The sequence below is a fragment of the Chitinophaga sp. HK235 genome, from assembly GCF_018255755.1.
Lineage (GTDB): Bacteria > Bacteroidota > Bacteroidia > Chitinophagales > Chitinophagaceae > Chitinophaga.
In genome coordinates, this window is sequence record NZ_CP073766.1 from 3,123,803 (window position 1) to 3,140,141 (window position 16,339).

The 16,339-nt window shown below is 46.3% G+C and carries 16 protein-coding genes; 7 read left to right on the top strand and 9 right to left on the bottom strand.

What is annotated here, in order from left to right:
- Positions 1–44: 44 nt before the first annotated feature.
- Both KD145_RS10880 and KD145_RS10885 read left to right on the top strand, forming a co-directional pair.
- A complete protein-coding gene (locus KD145_RS10880; RefSeq protein WP_212005905.1) occupies positions 45–608 on the top strand; it encodes a TetR/AcrR family transcriptional regulator in 564 nt (187 codons plus the stop codon).
- A 62-nt stretch (positions 609–670) separates the two neighbouring features.
- Positions 671–1,591: an alpha/beta fold hydrolase gene (locus tag KD145_RS10885; RefSeq protein WP_212005906.1), complete on the top strand. Its 921-nt coding sequence runs from the start codon at positions 671–673 to the stop codon at positions 1,589–1,591.
- Between the two features lie 42 nt (positions 1,592–1,633).
- Here the strand turns inward: KD145_RS10885 and KD145_RS10890 are convergent, their stop codons facing one another.
- From KD145_RS10890 to KD145_RS10925, 8 genes are all read right to left on the bottom strand, one after another.
- A complete protein-coding gene (locus tag KD145_RS10890) occupies positions 1,634–2,029 on the bottom strand; it encodes a VOC family protein (protein ID WP_212005907.1) in 396 nt (131 codons plus the stop codon).
- 107 nt (positions 2,030–2,136) lie between these two features.
- Positions 2,137–3,345, bottom strand: coding sequence for a TlpA disulfide reductase family protein (locus tag KD145_RS10895; protein ID WP_212005908.1), 1,209 nt, complete (start codon positions 3,343–3,345; stop codon positions 2,137–2,139).
- A 23-nt stretch (positions 3,346–3,368) separates the two neighbouring features.
- Positions 3,369–4,451 carry a redoxin domain-containing protein gene (locus tag KD145_RS10900; RefSeq protein WP_249219794.1) on the bottom strand — a complete coding sequence of 361 codons (1,083 nt, stop codon included), beginning with the start codon at positions 4,449–4,451 and terminating at the stop codon, positions 3,369–3,371.
- A gap of 24 nt (positions 4,452–4,475) precedes the next feature.
- The gene (locus KD145_RS10905; protein WP_212005909.1) at positions 4,476–5,894 is read right to left on the bottom strand and encodes a RagB/SusD family nutrient uptake outer membrane protein; all 1,419 of its coding nucleotides are present in this window, start codon (positions 5,892–5,894) and stop codon (positions 4,476–4,478) included.
- Positions 5,895–5,911: 17 nt separating this feature from the next.
- The gene (locus KD145_RS10910; RefSeq protein ID WP_212005910.1) at positions 5,912–9,337 is read right to left on the bottom strand and encodes a TonB-dependent receptor; all 3,426 of its coding nucleotides are present in this window, start codon (positions 9,335–9,337) and stop codon (positions 5,912–5,914) included.
- 350 nt (positions 9,338–9,687) lie between these two features.
- Positions 9,688–10,839, bottom strand: a complete 1,152-nt coding sequence (locus tag KD145_RS10915) for a FecR family protein (protein WP_212005911.1) — start codon at positions 10,837–10,839, stop codon at positions 9,688–9,690.
- An 80-nt stretch (positions 10,840–10,919) separates the two neighbouring features.
- A complete protein-coding gene (locus tag KD145_RS10920; RefSeq protein ID WP_212005912.1) occupies positions 10,920–11,477 on the bottom strand; it encodes a sigma-70 family RNA polymerase sigma factor in 558 nt (185 codons plus the stop codon).
- Positions 11,478–11,557: 80 nt separating this feature from the next.
- On the bottom strand, positions 11,558–12,247 hold the full coding sequence (locus KD145_RS10925; RefSeq protein ID WP_212005913.1) for a DUF4304 domain-containing protein: 690 nt from the start codon (positions 12,245–12,247) through the stop codon (positions 11,558–11,560).
- A 65-nt stretch (positions 12,248–12,312) separates the two neighbouring features.
- Between KD145_RS10925 and KD145_RS10930 the strand changes: the two genes are divergently transcribed.
- The 3 genes from KD145_RS10930 to KD145_RS10940 all read left to right on the top strand — a co-directional run bounded on the left by KD145_RS10930 (position 12,313) and on the right by KD145_RS10940 (position 14,541).
- The gene (locus KD145_RS10930; RefSeq protein WP_249219795.1) at positions 12,313–12,924 is read left to right on the top strand and encodes a Crp/Fnr family transcriptional regulator; all 612 of its coding nucleotides are present in this window, start codon (positions 12,313–12,315) and stop codon (positions 12,922–12,924) included.
- Between the two features lie 68 nt (positions 12,925–12,992).
- Positions 12,993–13,445, top strand: a complete 453-nt coding sequence (locus KD145_RS10935) for a nuclear transport factor 2 family protein (protein WP_212005914.1) — start codon at positions 12,993–12,995, stop codon at positions 13,443–13,445.
- 10 nt (positions 13,446–13,455) lie between these two features.
- The gene (locus KD145_RS10940) at positions 13,456–14,541 is read left to right on the top strand and encodes a nitronate monooxygenase family protein (RefSeq protein ID WP_212005915.1); all 1,086 of its coding nucleotides are present in this window, start codon (positions 13,456–13,458) and stop codon (positions 14,539–14,541) included.
- Between the two features lie 35 nt (positions 14,542–14,576).
- On the opposite strand, the gene KD145_RS10945 is transcribed toward KD145_RS10940, so the two are convergent.
- The gene (locus KD145_RS10945) at positions 14,577–15,086 is read right to left on the bottom strand and encodes an RICIN domain-containing protein (protein WP_212005916.1); all 510 of its coding nucleotides are present in this window, start codon (positions 15,084–15,086) and stop codon (positions 14,577–14,579) included.
- A gap of 161 nt (positions 15,087–15,247) precedes the next feature.
- On the opposite strand from KD145_RS10945, the gene KD145_RS10950 reads away from it, so the two are divergent.
- On the top strand, positions 15,248–15,568 hold the full coding sequence (locus KD145_RS10950) for a hypothetical protein (RefSeq protein WP_212005917.1): 321 nt from the start codon (positions 15,248–15,250) through the stop codon (positions 15,566–15,568).
- A 53-nt stretch (positions 15,569–15,621) separates the two neighbouring features.
- On the top strand, positions 15,622–16,329 hold the full coding sequence (locus tag KD145_RS10955) for an ABC transporter ATP-binding protein (protein ID WP_212005918.1): 708 nt from the start codon (positions 15,622–15,624) through the stop codon (positions 16,327–16,329).
- Positions 16,330–16,339 lie beyond the last annotated feature (10 nt).

Below are 16,339 nucleotides of genomic sequence, written 5' to 3' on the forward strand. Positions count from 1 at the left end.
TACCGAACGTTTGGTAATTTAGAATTTACGCTTACATTTGTTTCATGAGACCGCAAAAAATAGATGATGCCCGGCTGATTGAAGGACTGATGTCGGTGTTGCAATCCAAGGGATTTGAAGGTGCCAGCCTCAACGACCTGGCTCAGGCCACCGGTTTGCAAAAAGCCAGTCTTTACCACCGGTTTCCGGGAGGGAAGAATGAGATAGCTCTCATGGTGCTCGGTTTCGTATATGCGTGGATAAAGGATAACATATATCTGGTACTGACGGAGAAAGGCGTAGCGCCTGTCTCTAAATTACAGCGGGCCATACAGCATATCCGGCATTTGTACCAGAATGGCGAGAAGAGTTGTATCCTCAATGCGCTCTCCCTCGATTCGGGGTTAGTGGTATTGGGTGATGAGATCAGCAAAGCGATGCAGTTGTGGATTGATGCGTTTACCGCTCTGGGCATTGAACAGGGCTTTACAACAGCACAGGCCAGGGCAAAAGCCAGGCAATCACTTATTCTGGTGCAGGGGAGCCTCGTACTTGCCAAGGGATTAGGAGACCCGACCCATTTTCATAAGGCCCTTGCCGATCTGAAATTACTTTTTGTCAACGAGTAAAAATTTTTTCACAATAACTTTACCGAACGTTCGGTAAATAAATTATAATCATAAAAAATAAAATGAGCATTGTAAAACACAACACCGCATCCGTAAATGGAATCGACATCTTCTACAGAGAAGCTGGTCAGAAAGGTAAACCTGCTCTCGTATTATTGCATGGCTATCCTACCTCATCGCATATGTACCGCAACCTGATGCAGCAGCTCTCCAACGACTATTACCTGATCGCTCCCGACTACCCCGGTTTCGGCAGGAGCGCCCAGCCACACATGGCCGACTTCGACTACTCCTTCGACAGCTTTGCCAGTATCGTGCAGGGCCTCCTGGACAAGCTGGGCCTGGACCGGTATAGTCTTTACCTGATGGACTACGGCGCACCGGTGGGATTCCGGATAGCCACCGCGCATCCCGAAAAGATCGAATCACTGATCGTTCAGAATGGTTGTGCCTACAACGAAGGACTGGAGCAGTTCTGGGACCCCATCAAAGAATACTGGAAAAACAAAAACAACAAAGTCGCAGAACGTACGCTGGAAGGCTTTCACAGCGTAGAAGGACTACAATGGCAATACACCCATGGCGTCACCGACAGCGCTGTAGTAAGTCCGGATAACTGGGAAAACGACCTGCGGCACCTGCTACGCCCGGGCAACGACAGAATACAGCTTCAGCTGTTCTATGACTATCAGAACAATGTAACCTTATACCCTCAATGGCAGGAATACTTCCGCTCCCATAACCCTGAAATGCTGATCGTTTATGGTAAGAACGATTATATTTTTCCGGTAGCCGGCGCCGAGGCTTACAAAAAAGATGTAAAAAACCTGCAATACCATTTGTACGATACAGGTCATTTTGCACTGGAAACTCATGGTGAGGAAATTGCAGCTACAATCAGAGCATTCCTCCGCAGGATTACCCGCCAGCCCCTGATCACGGGAGAAAACCCGAACATTGAATCATTCACACGTTCTGAATGAAATAAGAAAGGCATCGCTTCTCGTGATGCCTTTCTTATCTTATCACAACTTTTTCGGTTGCAACAGGTCCCATAAGTTTCCATAAAGATCTTCAAATACAGCTACAATGCCGTATTCTTCTTCTTTAGGCAGGCGGACAAAATGAATACCACGTTCCACCATTTTATGATAATCCCGCCAGAAATCATCTGTATATAAGAAAAAGGCAACACGGCCCCCGGTCTGGTTGCCAATGCGGGATGCCTGTTCTTCATCTGCAGCTTTGGCCAGTAACAGGCTGCATTCAGTAGCACCTACCGGCGCTATTAAAACCCAACGTTTGGTTTCACTCAAAACAGTGTCTTCCATTAAGGTAAAATCCAGTTTTTCGGTATAAAATCTGATTGCTTCGTCGTAGTCTTTAACGACAACAGTGATATGGGCTATATGCTGCTTCATGCAGGTAATTTCAGAAAAAATCACTGATTTCTATAAAAAGAATATACTCTAATAACAAATCCCCGCAGTGAAACCACCACGGGGATTGTTCTAACGAAAACCACATCCTACATGCCAAATATCTCTTCCATCTTTCTATCCATAGCCTCATCATCTTCTCCCCCGCCACCATAACGACCGATGATCTTACCATTAGGATCGATGAGTATTTTAGTAGGCAGGGAATGAATACCGTAGTAATCGCTGACATCTTCCGGATTGGGCAGGTTCTTTTGTCTTTTCTGCCAGTCGAGGCCGCGGAGCACATGCCGCCAGATACCGATACCATCCTGGCTGACCGCCTTCTTCCAGGCATCATGATTGGAATCGTCGTCGGAGATACCGATGATTTCGAAGCCTTTGGACTGGTATTTAGTGTATAATGCTTTCAGATGCGGGTTACCTTTACGGCAGGGACCACACCAGCTGGCCCAGAAATCCAGCATGACATATTTACCTTTAAAATCAGCGAGATGGAGCGTTTGGCCTGTTATATCCGTTTTGGTGAATTCATGAGCAATACTACCGGGGGAGCCAGCCTTCAGACCATCCAGCTCTTTGCGGATTGCGCGGCCATGCATACTTTGCTGCATCTCCGGTGACATGTTAGCGTAAGCTGCTTCCCCTTCCCGAAGCGGCATACCGGTAACGCGGAAACGCAGTAACTGCGCAGTCACATAGGAATTGGGATACTTATCGATAAAGGTTTTATCTATCTTTCCCATTTCTTCGTAATAGGGCTCCATCTGCTCCTTTATCTTATCCAGCTTCTTTTTCAGTGGTTCCAGCGCTGCTTCGGATTTTTTGGCTTTCATTCCGGCTATATATTCTTTATTCTCTTTATTGAAGGCGTCAGACAACGGCTTGAGTTTAGCTGTTACAGGCGCGCGCATGGCATCCAGTATATCCTGTTCCTGCTGTGTTTTAGAGCCGGTGAGTTTAGCGCCTTTTAAACGTCCGTTGCCGGAGCTGAGTTGCATGTCTGCAGCTTCCATAAAAAAGCTGCCCATATCACCTTCTCCGTACATGGCGGCTTTTTTATCCATATACATCCGGCCTTCCACGGGTTGTATGAGCTGCCCGCTGATGGTGAATTTACCACCTTTGGATAGTGCGCTGTCGGTACGATATGTTTCTGAACCCGTGGCATAGCTGAGATATACATAACGGTCGGGCAGTCCTTTGATATTTGCTTTCAGGGTAAAGGGCTGTGGTGTCTGGGCCTGTCCCTGTGTACAGAGCAGGATAAGTGGTAGTGCGGTGAGATAATATTTCATGATATTATTTTTTGTGAGATTGATTATTTCAGTACTTCTGCGAGTTTGGCATGTAATGCAGCGCCTCTTAATTCCTTAGCGATGATGATACCCTGCGGATCTATCAGGAAAGAGAAAGGAATGGCCTGTATACCGTATTGCTGAGCCACCTCGTTACGAAAACCTTTCAGGTCAGATACCTGCATCCATGGCATACCATCCTTTTCGATGGCTTCTTTCCACTTATCGGCTTTATCATCAAGGGATACCCCCACTACGGTAAAGTTTTTGTCTTTGAACCGGTTGTAAGCTTTCAATACATTGGGATTTTCTGCACGGCAGGGACCGCACCAGCTGGCCCAGAAGTCCAGCAGCACATATTTTCCCTTATAGTCAGATAAACGTATAGGCTTCCCCGTTACATCAGTCTGGGTAAAGTCGATCATGGGTTGTCCGATGGCGCTTCTCTTCAGGACGGCCAGTCTGTCTGCCAGCCTTTTGCCTGCAGCGGTTTGCTGCGCAGCAGGTTTGAGCTGACGGTACAAACTATCCAATGGTGCGTATTCACCCACTACCGCCATTTCAGCAATCATGCTTACGCTCACGGCACTCTCCGGGTGTGCAAGAATATAAGCTTTGGTACGCTCCTGCTTCTGCTGCTGTAATACCTCCAGTTGGACTTCCAGTGCAGCTTCTGCGGTATCATCCCCTTTTACTTCATGATATTTTCCGTACAGGGTATTCAGCTGGCTGGTAAGATCTTCGATGGATTTTTTATATGCTTCATATGCCAGTTGTGTAGCAGAACCGGTAATTTTCAACTGATCTGTTGAATCGATATGTCCTTTTATCTGTACCGCCGCATTTTCCATGAACACTTCTATATAGCGGGCAGGTGTAGCGATGTAGATTTTTTGTGGTTCTGCTATATCACCGGTCCAGGTGAAACGGCCATCCTTTACCCGTACGGTATCCGTTTTTGCAGAATCTGCTACAGGTATGGAAATATACACCACCGAATCTTTCAGTCCCGATATTTCGGCGGTGATACTGGCCCGTGGCTCAGTATGGGTACAGGCTGCAGCCAGCAGCAGTCCTGCAAGTAATGAGTGATAACGCATCTTCATAAATAAAATTTAAAGTGTGTATACTTATTTTTGATAACCGGGATTCTGTGCGCCGATAGCAGGATTATACAGAAACTCATTATGCGGAATAGGCAGTATGTATTGGATCCTGTCTTTTAATGTAGGCCGGAGTTGCTGTGTGAGCGCTGCCGGGAGCCTCAGTAAGGCCATCCACTCCTGTCCATCTTCTGCTACCAGATTCCGGACAATCTCCAGATATACCTGTTTTAATAATTCGTTGGTGTCATTGGCATTATCAATTGCTGTGAAATCAGTAACACCGGCATGTCCCATAATATTTTTCAGGATGGCACGAACATCAGAGATACTGCCACCGGAGCGGATCATCGCTTCCGCTTTCAACAGATAAATCTCGGATAAACGAAAAGCGTAGGCTGTTTCAGATACTACGGTGGGAGTAGTTCCCTGTTTGATATATTTAGTGAAATAGCTGGTACCAGCCAGGTTGGGATTATCTGTACCTATCATCCAGTTGCTGCGCGGATCGCCGGCCAGCAGGTTTTTTAAACCTGTTTTAGCAACGTATAAAGAAGAGGCTCCCGGCCAATACTGACGGCTCAGTACATAATAAAAGCTCTCCTGGTTTTGCTGCGGTTTCACGCCCAGTATTACTTCACTGCTGTTTAATCCTTTGACATAAAAAATATCTTTCGACTGTGGTTCCAGAGTATATTTACTGTTCATGATAATACTATCGGCCAGGGCATTTACCACCGGATAATCTTCCGGCTGTGCATGACTCATCAGTACGCGCATCTTCAACGCCATGGCTGCCCAGCGGGTAACATAATAATTAGGTCTGTCGGCAGGCGCATGTGCAATGGCATCGTCTATATCTGCGAGGATAAAAGTATAACTATCTTTCACGGAACTACGGGCTTTGGATACACTGCCCACAGTTATAAATTCATCCCGTAATAAAACACCATTGGGACTATTCACATCAAACCACTGACCGAAAAAACTCAGCAATTTGAAATGTCCGTAAGCCCGCAGGAATCTGGCTTCTGCCAATATCTCTGCTTTACGGCTGCCGGTAAAGACTTTATCATCCAGTAGATTCATGCCTTTGATAAGTCCGTTGGCCGCATTAATCAGGTCGTAGGAACTGGTCCAGTAGCTGTTCGCAAAAAATGATTTCGCCATATCATTTTGCTCTCCGGGCTCTGCACCATAGCCATATCCCAGATAACCTGCAAACACCGCCGGCGGCACTTCATGCTCCGTCCATTTGGTAATGTTATCGGCAGAAACAGCCGCAAAACGATAATAGACACCATTCAGCGCTATTTCTGCCGTGCGCTGGTCAATGATGGTATTTCCTTCTACTTTGGCGTTCTCCGGAAGTTTTCCTAATTCTTTTCTGCAGGAAACAGTCGTCAGCAACAGTCCCGCTAACAATGTATATATGGTACTTTTCATAAAAATCTTTTTGTGGTTTAAAACCCGAAACGAATACCCAGATTAAACTGCTTGATAGTAGGGAATGTGCTTACATCATTACTTCCATTGATCAGGCTGTAGGGATTATTACTCACTTCAGGATCCGGACCGGGATATTTGGTGAAGGTCAGCAGATTGGTAGCGGAAGCATACATCGATGCGTCCCTGACATGCAGTCTGCTGGCTGTTTTTGCCGGCAGCTGGTAAGTGAGGGTGATCGATTTTAACCTCAGATAGGAGCCGTCATACACCTCTGCGCTGGAAGTATAGGTAGTGCTGTTTTGTCCCAGTACCAGCCTTGGCCTTTCTGCATCCGGATTTTCCGGTGTCCATCTGTCCATGATACGGGTTCCTTTATTCGTATAGCCTTCGAAGTATTTGTTCTGGATATCCGCCAGATACAGCATCTGGCCACCATAGGAGAAGGTGATCAGGGTAATCAGACTAAAGTTTTTATATGTAAATGTGTTGGTAAAACCACCGAAAAATTTGGGCTGTGCCCGCCCTATAACATCCTCCTGAGGGAATCCGGTGTTGTCTATTTTATACATAGGATCACCTATGCCGAGATAGGGAGAGAAATAATAGTAATAGGGAAATACCTTCTTATAAGCCTCCAGCTGCTCCTTAGTGCGGATAATACCATCAAATACTTTACCGTAGAAAAGCCCCAGTGGCTGGTTTTTTCTAACGATGCTGTTACCCATGGAAAAGGCGCCTACATCATTGGGATCTGTAAAATCAGTATTGATATCCGTTACCATGGAGCGGTTGCCTGAAATATTGATGGCTGCTATCCACTGAAAGGATTTATGTTTGATAATATCCGTGCGCAGATCTATTTCCAGCCCTTTATTGCTGATGCTGGCCACATTGGCAATCACAGCGCCATATGCCGCACTCGGCGGCAGCAGCGTAGACAGCAGCAGTCCGGAAGTATGTTTCTCATAATATCCGATTACGCCCCGCAGCCGCGAACCAAATAGTTCAAAATCCAGTCCCAGATCTTTCTGAAAAGTGGATTCCCATTTGATCTTATCATTTCCTAGCTGCGATGGGATTAAAGCGTTTCTGCCACCATATGCACCAGGTGTGTATAAGGTATAGTAAAGATTGTCGCCGAAATTCTGTGTTCCCGTATATCCGCCGCTCACCCTGAGTTTCAGCTCATTCACCCAGCTTACCTGTTTCATAAAAGGTTCTTCCGCAATACGCCAGGCTATCCCTCCGGAGGGGAAATAACCTACCCTGTTATGCATCGGGAATTTAGAGGAAGCATCCGAACGACCGGTGAAGGTAAACAGGTATTTTTCTTTCAGCGCGTAATTGGCACGTACATAAAAGCTCAGCAGTGAATTTTGTCCGGAGCTGCCGGTAGCTGGCAAAGTAACAGCTGCAGATGAAATATTATTCAGGTATTTATCATCCGGGAAACCCTGGCCGGTAGCGGAAAACGAATTAAAACGATATTTCTGCCAGGCAGTACCACCCAGGAGATTGATGCGGTTGTTGGCATTAAACTGTTTGTCCCAGGTAAGTGTATTTTCAAAAAACAGGTTCACATCTTCTGTCTGTGCCTGCGTACCTGTTCCGCCATTGGAGCTGCTGGCCCCATTCGGAGAAGCGATTACAGCTGTACTGGGTACATAATTGTGCTGATGATAGTTATTATAGTTGACAGAAACGATAGTTCTGAATTTAAGATCTTTGAGGATGTCATAGTCACCGCTCAATGATCCGATCAGTGTGGCTGTTTTGGCTTCATTGATACCATCCATTAATACCAATGGGTTCTGATAACCCTGATAGTCGTAGCCACCTATCTGTGAAGCCAGGAACTGATAAGGTGTACCATCCGGATTGTAGGCTGGCAAGGTAGGAGGTGCATACATGGCCGCAGGATAAATACCATTGGTGATATTGTTTTTGGTGAAGCCGTAATCCAGGTTGGTGATAACTCTCAAGCGCCGGGAGATTTCATTGTCCAGGCTTATTTTTCCAGCGATGCGGGAGAAGTCGGACCCTTTTAATACACCATCCTGTTTATTATAAGCGAGGGAGGTATAATACCTTGACCCGGCGCCACCACCTCTTACAGAGATATCGGCATTATGTGCCATTCCGGTGCGTAATACCATTTTGAGCCAGTCGGTGTTGGCCGTACCGAGGAAGCTGGGGTTGGTGAGAATAGCGGTGGCTTTTGCACTTGGTGTTTCCCCGGCAGCAGCCCTTTCTTCATTCAGGTTTCTGGCAGCTTCTTTCAGCAAACTCACATACTGGTCCGCATTTAGTAGTTTCTCTTTGATGGGAGTGCTCATGCCCGCGTAATAGTTGGCTTCCAGCACGGGCTTTTGATTCAGCTTCCCTTTTTTGGTGGTGATGATCACCACACCATTAGCGGCTTTGGAGCCGTAGATAGCAGTAGCAGAAGCATCTTTGAGGATGTCTATACTTTCGATATCGCTGATGTTAAGTCCTGCCAGGCTATTGAGTCCTCTTGAAAAAGAGCCGGACACACCGCTGTTCCTGGAGTCCTGACCGGCGGCTTCCACCGGGTTTACCACTTCTGCCTGATTTTGAATATATCTGTTTTGTATGGTCACCTGTACGCCGTCAATGATATACAGGGGATCGTTACCTCCCAGCAGCGAAGTACCGCCACGGATGCGAATCTTAGCTACTCCACCAGGAGAGCCGTCGGCTTGTGTAACCTGCACACCGGCTGCTTTTCCGCTCAGTGCCTGGTCTACGCTGGTAAAGGGCACATTTCTCACTTCCTCTACATTGACAGATGCCACTGAGCCTGTCAGGTCTTTTCTTTTAGTGCTGCCATAACCTACTACCACGTATTGATTGAGGTCATCTACTTTAGCTTTCAGTTCCACTTCAAGGTTCTTTCTGCCGCCCAGGTTGAGGGTTTGTGATTCGAAGCCTACACAGGAGATCAACAATGTAACATGGCTGTTGACATCTTTCAGCCGGAAATGTCCGGAAGGGTCTGTGATAGCAGCGATGGTACTCCCTTTCACGCGGACAGAAACGCCTGGCAGTGGATTTCCTTTAGCATCTACTACTTTGCCACTCACCTCTTCGGGTGGGACTTGCACGGAAGGATTTTGTGATGTGGGCGCGTTGTATGAAATGACCACCGTGTTTCCTTCTATATCGAAGGTGAGCGGTTTGTCCTGCAATAGCTTTGTCAGCGCCGTTTGCAGGGGCAGGTCCCGGAATTGAGCAGAGACGGGTCCGATATCAGACAGGTCTTTACTACGATAAAAAAATACAAAGCCGGTTTGTTGTTTGATGACATTAAATACCTGCGGTAAAGGCATATCCTTGCAGGAAATACTGACCGTTTGTGATAAGCTGCTGGCAGAAACGTGCAAAGCCAGTGCTGTTAGTAAGAAAGCGGTCCATCTCATTGCTCTCCAGATTTTGGTGACATAATAATTTCCCGGTGGATGGGAGTTTAGGTTGCTGCTTTGAACAACATTAATTTTCATACCTTAGGTTGGTTTTTGGTTGACAAAATGTTTCCACCTGCATTTTTAAATGCAGGAACATGTTTTCTAAAAAAGTTAACCATTACTAAAACCTGGTGCGGACGCCAATCTTGACACCAGGTTTTTTTATGGATGAACATAAGATCTCCTTGTCCGGTGGACCTGGTTTGTTCACTATACGATTTTCAAAAGGACTATCTATCCAGGCGTTGGTGGTACCTGGCACAATAGCAGGACATTGATGTTACTGGTTGGTTATCGGTTTTTAATTATGGATAAATGATGATTTTTCTTCCTTCTTCTACTTTAAACTGAATCTTTGCCTGTGCAAGTATTTTCAATAATTGTTCCTGAGTAAGACTTCTGCCAATCTCCCCTGTAAATTTCTCATCGGGTATTTTACCTGCATAACTCACTTCAATATTATACCATCTGGCCAACTGGCGCATCACTGTTGGTATATCGGCCTCTTCAAAGGAGAAGTAACCGTTTCTCCAGGCCATAATACTATTAGTATCTACTCTTTTCACGAAAGTGATTTCATCCCTGCCAGGGGCTACCCTGGCCTGCTGACCGGGGTCCAGCTGTTTATACTGACTTCCGGCCCTTACCAGTACTGCACCTTCCAGCAAGGTAGTATTCATGGTGTTTTCATCCGGATAGGCGTTGATATTAAAATGTGTTCCCAGCACGAGCACTTCCATATTATTTACTTTTACCGTGAAAGGCTGGCGGGCGTTGGGTGCTACTTCAAAATACACCTCACCGGTTACAGACACGCTCCGCTCCTCACCTGTAAAGGCAGTAGGATAGCTGATAGACGAGGCTGCATTGAGCCATACAGCTGTTCCATCAGGAAGTTTAATTTTAAATTGTCCTCCTCTGGGAGTACTTAAAATATTACTCGTGATGGCCTGGTCTGTGGTGTTGCCATGTTTATAAATAATTTCCCCCTTGCTGGTTTTCTCTACCTGGGTACCGCCTTGTAACAGGGCCCAGCCATTGCTGGCTGTATCCAGGTTGACCACGGTGCCATCCGCCAGGGTGAGCATGGCTTTATCAGCTCCGGGACTGATGCGCAGCGGCTTTTCAGCTATGCTGGTCTGCTGGTGGCGATGAGGCAGATAATAAGCGATACCGGCAGTGACCAACAGCAATACCGCGGCAGCCACCTTCCAGTTTCTGTAAAATACAGGACGCAGGCGGGTATTGGTTTCCACCGGCTGTGTAGCTGCCAGCAAACGCAGGCGCATACGCTGTTCCAGCATAGCCTCTGTTTCCGGCTCCGCGGTTATGATATGCACGGTCAATTCCTTTTCGTCATAGTCATTATACCATTGCAGCAAACGGGCTGTCTCTTCTTCACTGGCTTTTCCGGCAAGATACTTTTGCGATAGTATGGCCAGTTCTTTAGTATCCATCCACAATCATAATTTATTGGGTGCTATATAGAGAGTCTGAAAACAGGGGCCCTACCCTACCTCTCCGGAAATTTTTTTTTTCAGAATGACAAGAGGTTAAAATAATTCCGGAATTGTACACGTAAACGCTGCAGGGCTTTGGTAATATGTTTTTCCACGGCTTTCTCGGAAATCTGCAGTTCCGTAGCTATTTCCTTATTGGTCATTCCCTTTTGCCTGCTGTATTCAAAAACGATCCGGCATTTTTCAGGCAGTTGTTTTAATTGTTCCTGCATGGATTGTTGCAGGAAATAAATGGTAGCTGCATCATCCGATACAGCCTGAATGGCTTCCGGCAGGGTATCTACAGGGGTAAGCGGGACGGTTTTGGATAGTTGGGTGAATACGGCATAACGGCTGGCAGTAGCCAGGTAGGCGGGTAAAGACCGGATAATAGTCTCCCTTCTCCGTTGCCACAGGCCGGTAAGTACGTCCTGTACAACGTCTTCCGCCAGTTCTCTGCTGTGTAAGCGATCGTAGGCCAGTACATATAAACGTTTCCAGTAACGGTTGTAGATCTCTGTAAAGGCGTTGTGATCATCTTTGCTCATCAGCCGAACCAGCTCTTCATCAGCAAATTGAGCGTAATCGGTTATCATCTCAGCATAAAATCTCAACCAATATAAACACTTATTTAAAAAAGTTATACATCTAACTCAGAAAGCCGCTGCAACAGCTATTATCCGTTTACCTTTAAGTTGTTGAGATAAGCTGCTTTCATTGTTGCGTCCGTTACCTGTTTATTGGGCATGTTTCCTGCTGTTTCCATTTCTTCAAAAACCCGTCTGGCATTTCCTGTCAATCGTTGTTGTATTAAATAATTATCAAACGCTGTCTGAGCAATGTCCTGGTTACCGAAGCAACATAAAAAATCGATTGGCAGATTTTGATGACGGGTGTCAAAATGCTCATTCAGCGCTAATCCGTTTGTGGCTATCTCTTTTAATACCTGATCAATATCTTCAAATTTTTCAAAGACCGGCAGCGCATAGGTAATGATCAGTTCACATAATTTAGGGATTTCATGGTCCTGGTTACTGATGGCCATATTCCAATCCTGGTTTTTGTTTTTCAGCGGTGTTAGATTTTCCAACCGTGTGCCGAAGATAAACCCTGCAGCGGTATCTGTCTTGTACTGCTGCAGCTGCCATTTTTTAAGCTCATTGGAAGTAATGGACAGATGAGGCCACAGGGATACACTTCCACTCCAGTTTTTGGTACTGGACTGAAAATATATTTCGAAGTTCAGTTTTTTGTTTTGGGATGATTTTCTCAGGAGCTGCCCTTTCTGTAATGGTTTGAAGCCAAAGGCAGCCATCCTTTCTGCAATTTTCTGACATCCCGTCCGGAATATTTCTCCTGCATTCATTTTTTGATGTATTTGTAGCACCAGGGTGCTCCTGCAAACATAATACATCCTTTGGAAGTACCTATATGAAAATAAGTACCTTTATCCCTATGCAGGCACTATCCATTTTAAGAGAGCATCTGGCTAAAACAGCATCCCTTACGCAGGGAGAGTTTGACTATCTCTTTTCCCATTTCAAACCGCTCTCCTTTAAAAAAGGTCAGATGGTGATACGGGAAGGTGATAAAGTGGACCACGAATATTTTGTGTTGTCCGGCTGCCTGAAAGCCTTCTTCATTAATGAAGAGGGCAAAATGCATGTTCTGCAGTTTGCCATGCCCACCTGGTGGACTTCCGACTATCATGCGTTGTACAGCCAAACCAGGGCCACCATTAATGTTGATTGTATCAGTGACGCGGAATTACTGAGTCTTTCCAATGCCGACAGGGAGAAGCTTTGCAGCGAGATTCACCAGGTAGAATATTTTTTCCGCTGGCGTACCAACAAGGGTTATGTGGCTGCGCAGAAGCGTTTGCTTTCTTTTATGAACAACGATGCTAAAACCCGTTACGAAGAACTGCTGCAGATGTATCCCCAACTTCATCAGCTGGTCCCCAAACATCTTATTGCTGCTTACCTGGGCGTTTCCCGGGAAACATTGAGCCGACTGCACAGAACCCACCAGAATGTGACATAGATCACGTAATCATTCTCTGCTTCCGGCGTTACTTTGTGTCATAATTATCTCACTCCATCTCAACCGATATGAAAACATTATTATTGACAGTCCTGATCGCCTGTTCCCCATGGGGTATCAGGGCTCAACACAAAACAGTCATGGAAACACAGCAGAAAGACTCACTGGAGATCTCCCTGGTGCTGGAAAACCATTATTTTAATGGCATTTATACAGGCGATGTCAATAAACTGCGCGAAATTTATTATCCCGGCACACTACTTTTTGGAGATGTAAAGGGTCAGCCATATGCCAAAACGCTGGATCAATACCTCGACGGGGTACAACATCGCCAGAGTCCAAAAGACTCCGGCAAACCCTTCAAAGGGTCCATTCTGAACATCCGGACAGTAAACTCCATCGCTATTGCAGAAGTAAAAGTGAAAATGTACGACTTCAATTACCATGAATTCCTCTCCTTTCACAAGATCGATGACAAATGGGTGATTGTTAATAAAATGATTAGTGACGTAAACGAATAAACGAAGAACCATGTGGCATAATACCAAAGTAACCCGTTTATTGGGTATCGACTATCCCATCCTGCAAGGCCCTTTTGGTGGCGGTCTTTCTTCTGTCGCACTCGTAACGACTGTGTCCGATGCAGGCGGACTGGGAGGGTACGGGGCGTATACCCTGAGCCCACAGGAGATCTATGAATTAGACAGGCAGATCAAAACCAGTACTGACCGGCCCTACAACCTCAACCTCTGGGTATCGGATACAGACGCACCTGACGGGCAAGTGAGTGAAGAACAATATGAACAGGCCCAACGGATATTCAAACCTTATTTTGATGAACTGTCCCTTCCCTTTCCTGAAAAGCCGGCACCTTTTCAATCGAGGTTTGAGAACCAGCTGCAGACCGTACTGGATATACGTCCTAAAGTATTCAGTTTTCTGTTTGGCACCCTGTCTGCCGATATTATGGAGCAATGCCACCGCGCAGGCATCAGGACGATAGGCGCCGCCACTACTGTCAGTGAAGCTGTGGCCCTGGAAAATAGCGGTGTGGATATGATCGTGGCCACAGGTTTTGAGGCCGGCGGTCACCGGCCTTCTTTTCTGGAACCAGCGGAAGTGTCTACTATAGGCACCTTTGTACTCCTGCAACTGATCAGGGAGAAAGTAAAGATCCCTGTTATTGCTGCCGGCGGGATTGCCAACGGACGCGGAGTGGCCGCTGCATTAACATTGGGCGCAGATGCGGTACAGGTAGGCACCGCATTTTTAGCCTGTGATGAATCGAACGCGCTTCCTATTCATAAACAGATGTTGTTTGACCAGGCTGCACATCATACCATTCTCACCAGAGCCTTCACCGGCAGGCTCGGGCGCGGGTTGACCAACCGGATCAACAAAGACCTGACCAGCCGGGAAGCACATACGCTTCCCTTCCCACTGCAATCTGCATTGATGTCATCTCTCAGAAAAGCAGCCATTGATCAGCAACAATGGGACATGGTCTTTTTCTGGGGCGGACAAATAGCACCCATACTCAAACACAGAAAAGCACAACAGCTGATGCAGGTGCTGATAGAAGATACCACCACTTATTTTGATGATCTGAAAGTTTAAGTTTCTTTTATCGTATTACCCTGTAAAAAACGCCGTTACATCACAGGATGCTGTTCCTGCAAAGACCAGTGTAGCAGTTTTGAATTGTTTTTACGAGTCAGCATAACAGGCGCATTCACCGTTCCCTTATCATCAGAAGGCGTAAGGTACAGGTCTGTTCCTTTCAGTCTGATCAGAAAATCATCTTTACCGGCAGGAATAAACTCATACTGCTGACCCGCTTCTCCAGGTGTCAGTGGCTGCTCTTCCAACACCGTTCCTTCTGCTGCCTTAGGAGCTTTAGGCTGGAAAGTCTTGCCAGAGTAGAGGTTGGCCAACTGATAGGCGTTTCCTTCTATTTTCTTAAAATCCCAGGTAACGCATTTCCAGTTAACCGGAGAATAGGCAACAATAGGTGTTCCGTTTCGTGTATCAGCATCTTTGATACGCAGAAAAATTCCTGTTTCCACATTTTTGATGGCGAAGGTGCCAGTGATCGTCTGTGAAAAACAACTGCCGGAAAATGCAGTAGCGATGGCCACTAAGACCACAGAGCGTATTTTCATAGAAGATGGGGTTTGTTTATATGAATTTCGGTATCCTGACAGGATACAACAAATTATTTTTGACCGGCGGTATTGTTTTTCTACCCAAGTGTATTAAAATCTCTTAAAATATTTTTTGCAACAATGTTTCATTTTCAAAACACATGTAGTATATTTGTTGCATGCACATCCAACAGCTTCACTCCATACGCAGACTGCTGGCCATTTTAGGAATGGCCTTACTGCTCTTTGTGCATATGGTGAAGCTGTTTCACCAGCATCATCCCATCACCGGAAAACATACAAAGGGGGACTATCAGTTACAGGCATCCCATATCTGCGCCATCTGTGATTATCAGCTAGCCAAGGATGCTACCGTACCAGACCTGATCGCAGCACCGCCGGTACTATCCTCTCCATATCACACTACTGCTTCACTTACTGTAGTTCCCTATCCAGGGATATCACAGACACACGCCAATAAGGGCCCTCCTGTTGCATAATCCATATCGCAACATCATATCAGTTCCTATTGTATACCGTATTTCTGTAAGTTATGCTGCAAGCTATTGCGTTAACCAGAAAGTTCGGCCGGCATACCGCATTGGATGCACTTGACCTGTTGGTAAACAGCGGCGAGATATTCTGCCTGCTTGGACCCAACGGTGCCGGCAAAACGACTACTATCAATTGTTTCCTTGGATTCCTTTCTCCCAGCAGCGGAACAGCGCTGATAAATGGTATCCCTGTGTTCCGTCGGCCACAGGAGGCCCGCCGGCATATTGCCTATATTCCTGAGACAGTAACCCTGTATCCGTATCTGAGTGGACTGGAAAACCTTTCCTTTTTCCACTCACTTACCGGAGAACAACTTTCCAGCGACTATTATATCGCATTGTTACTGGATACCGGTTTACAGGAGCAGGCCATACACCGGCCCGTGCAAACCTATTCCAAAGGCATGCGACAGAAAGTAGGCATCGCCATTGCTACCGCCAAAAATGCCGGTGCTCTCCTGCTCGATGAACCAACATCCGGGCTGGACCCCAAAGCCAGCAATGAGTTTTCAACATTGTTGCGCCGCTTCAGCCAGGAAGGACGTGCTGTATTGATGGCCACCCATGATATTTACCGTGCCAAAGAAGTAGCCACCCGCATCGGTATTATGAAGGAAGGCCGCCTGCTCACTATCATGGATGCCGCCACCACAGACCATTACACACTGGAGAACATTTATCTGGAATATATGGAGACATCCATCTAGTATCAAACAT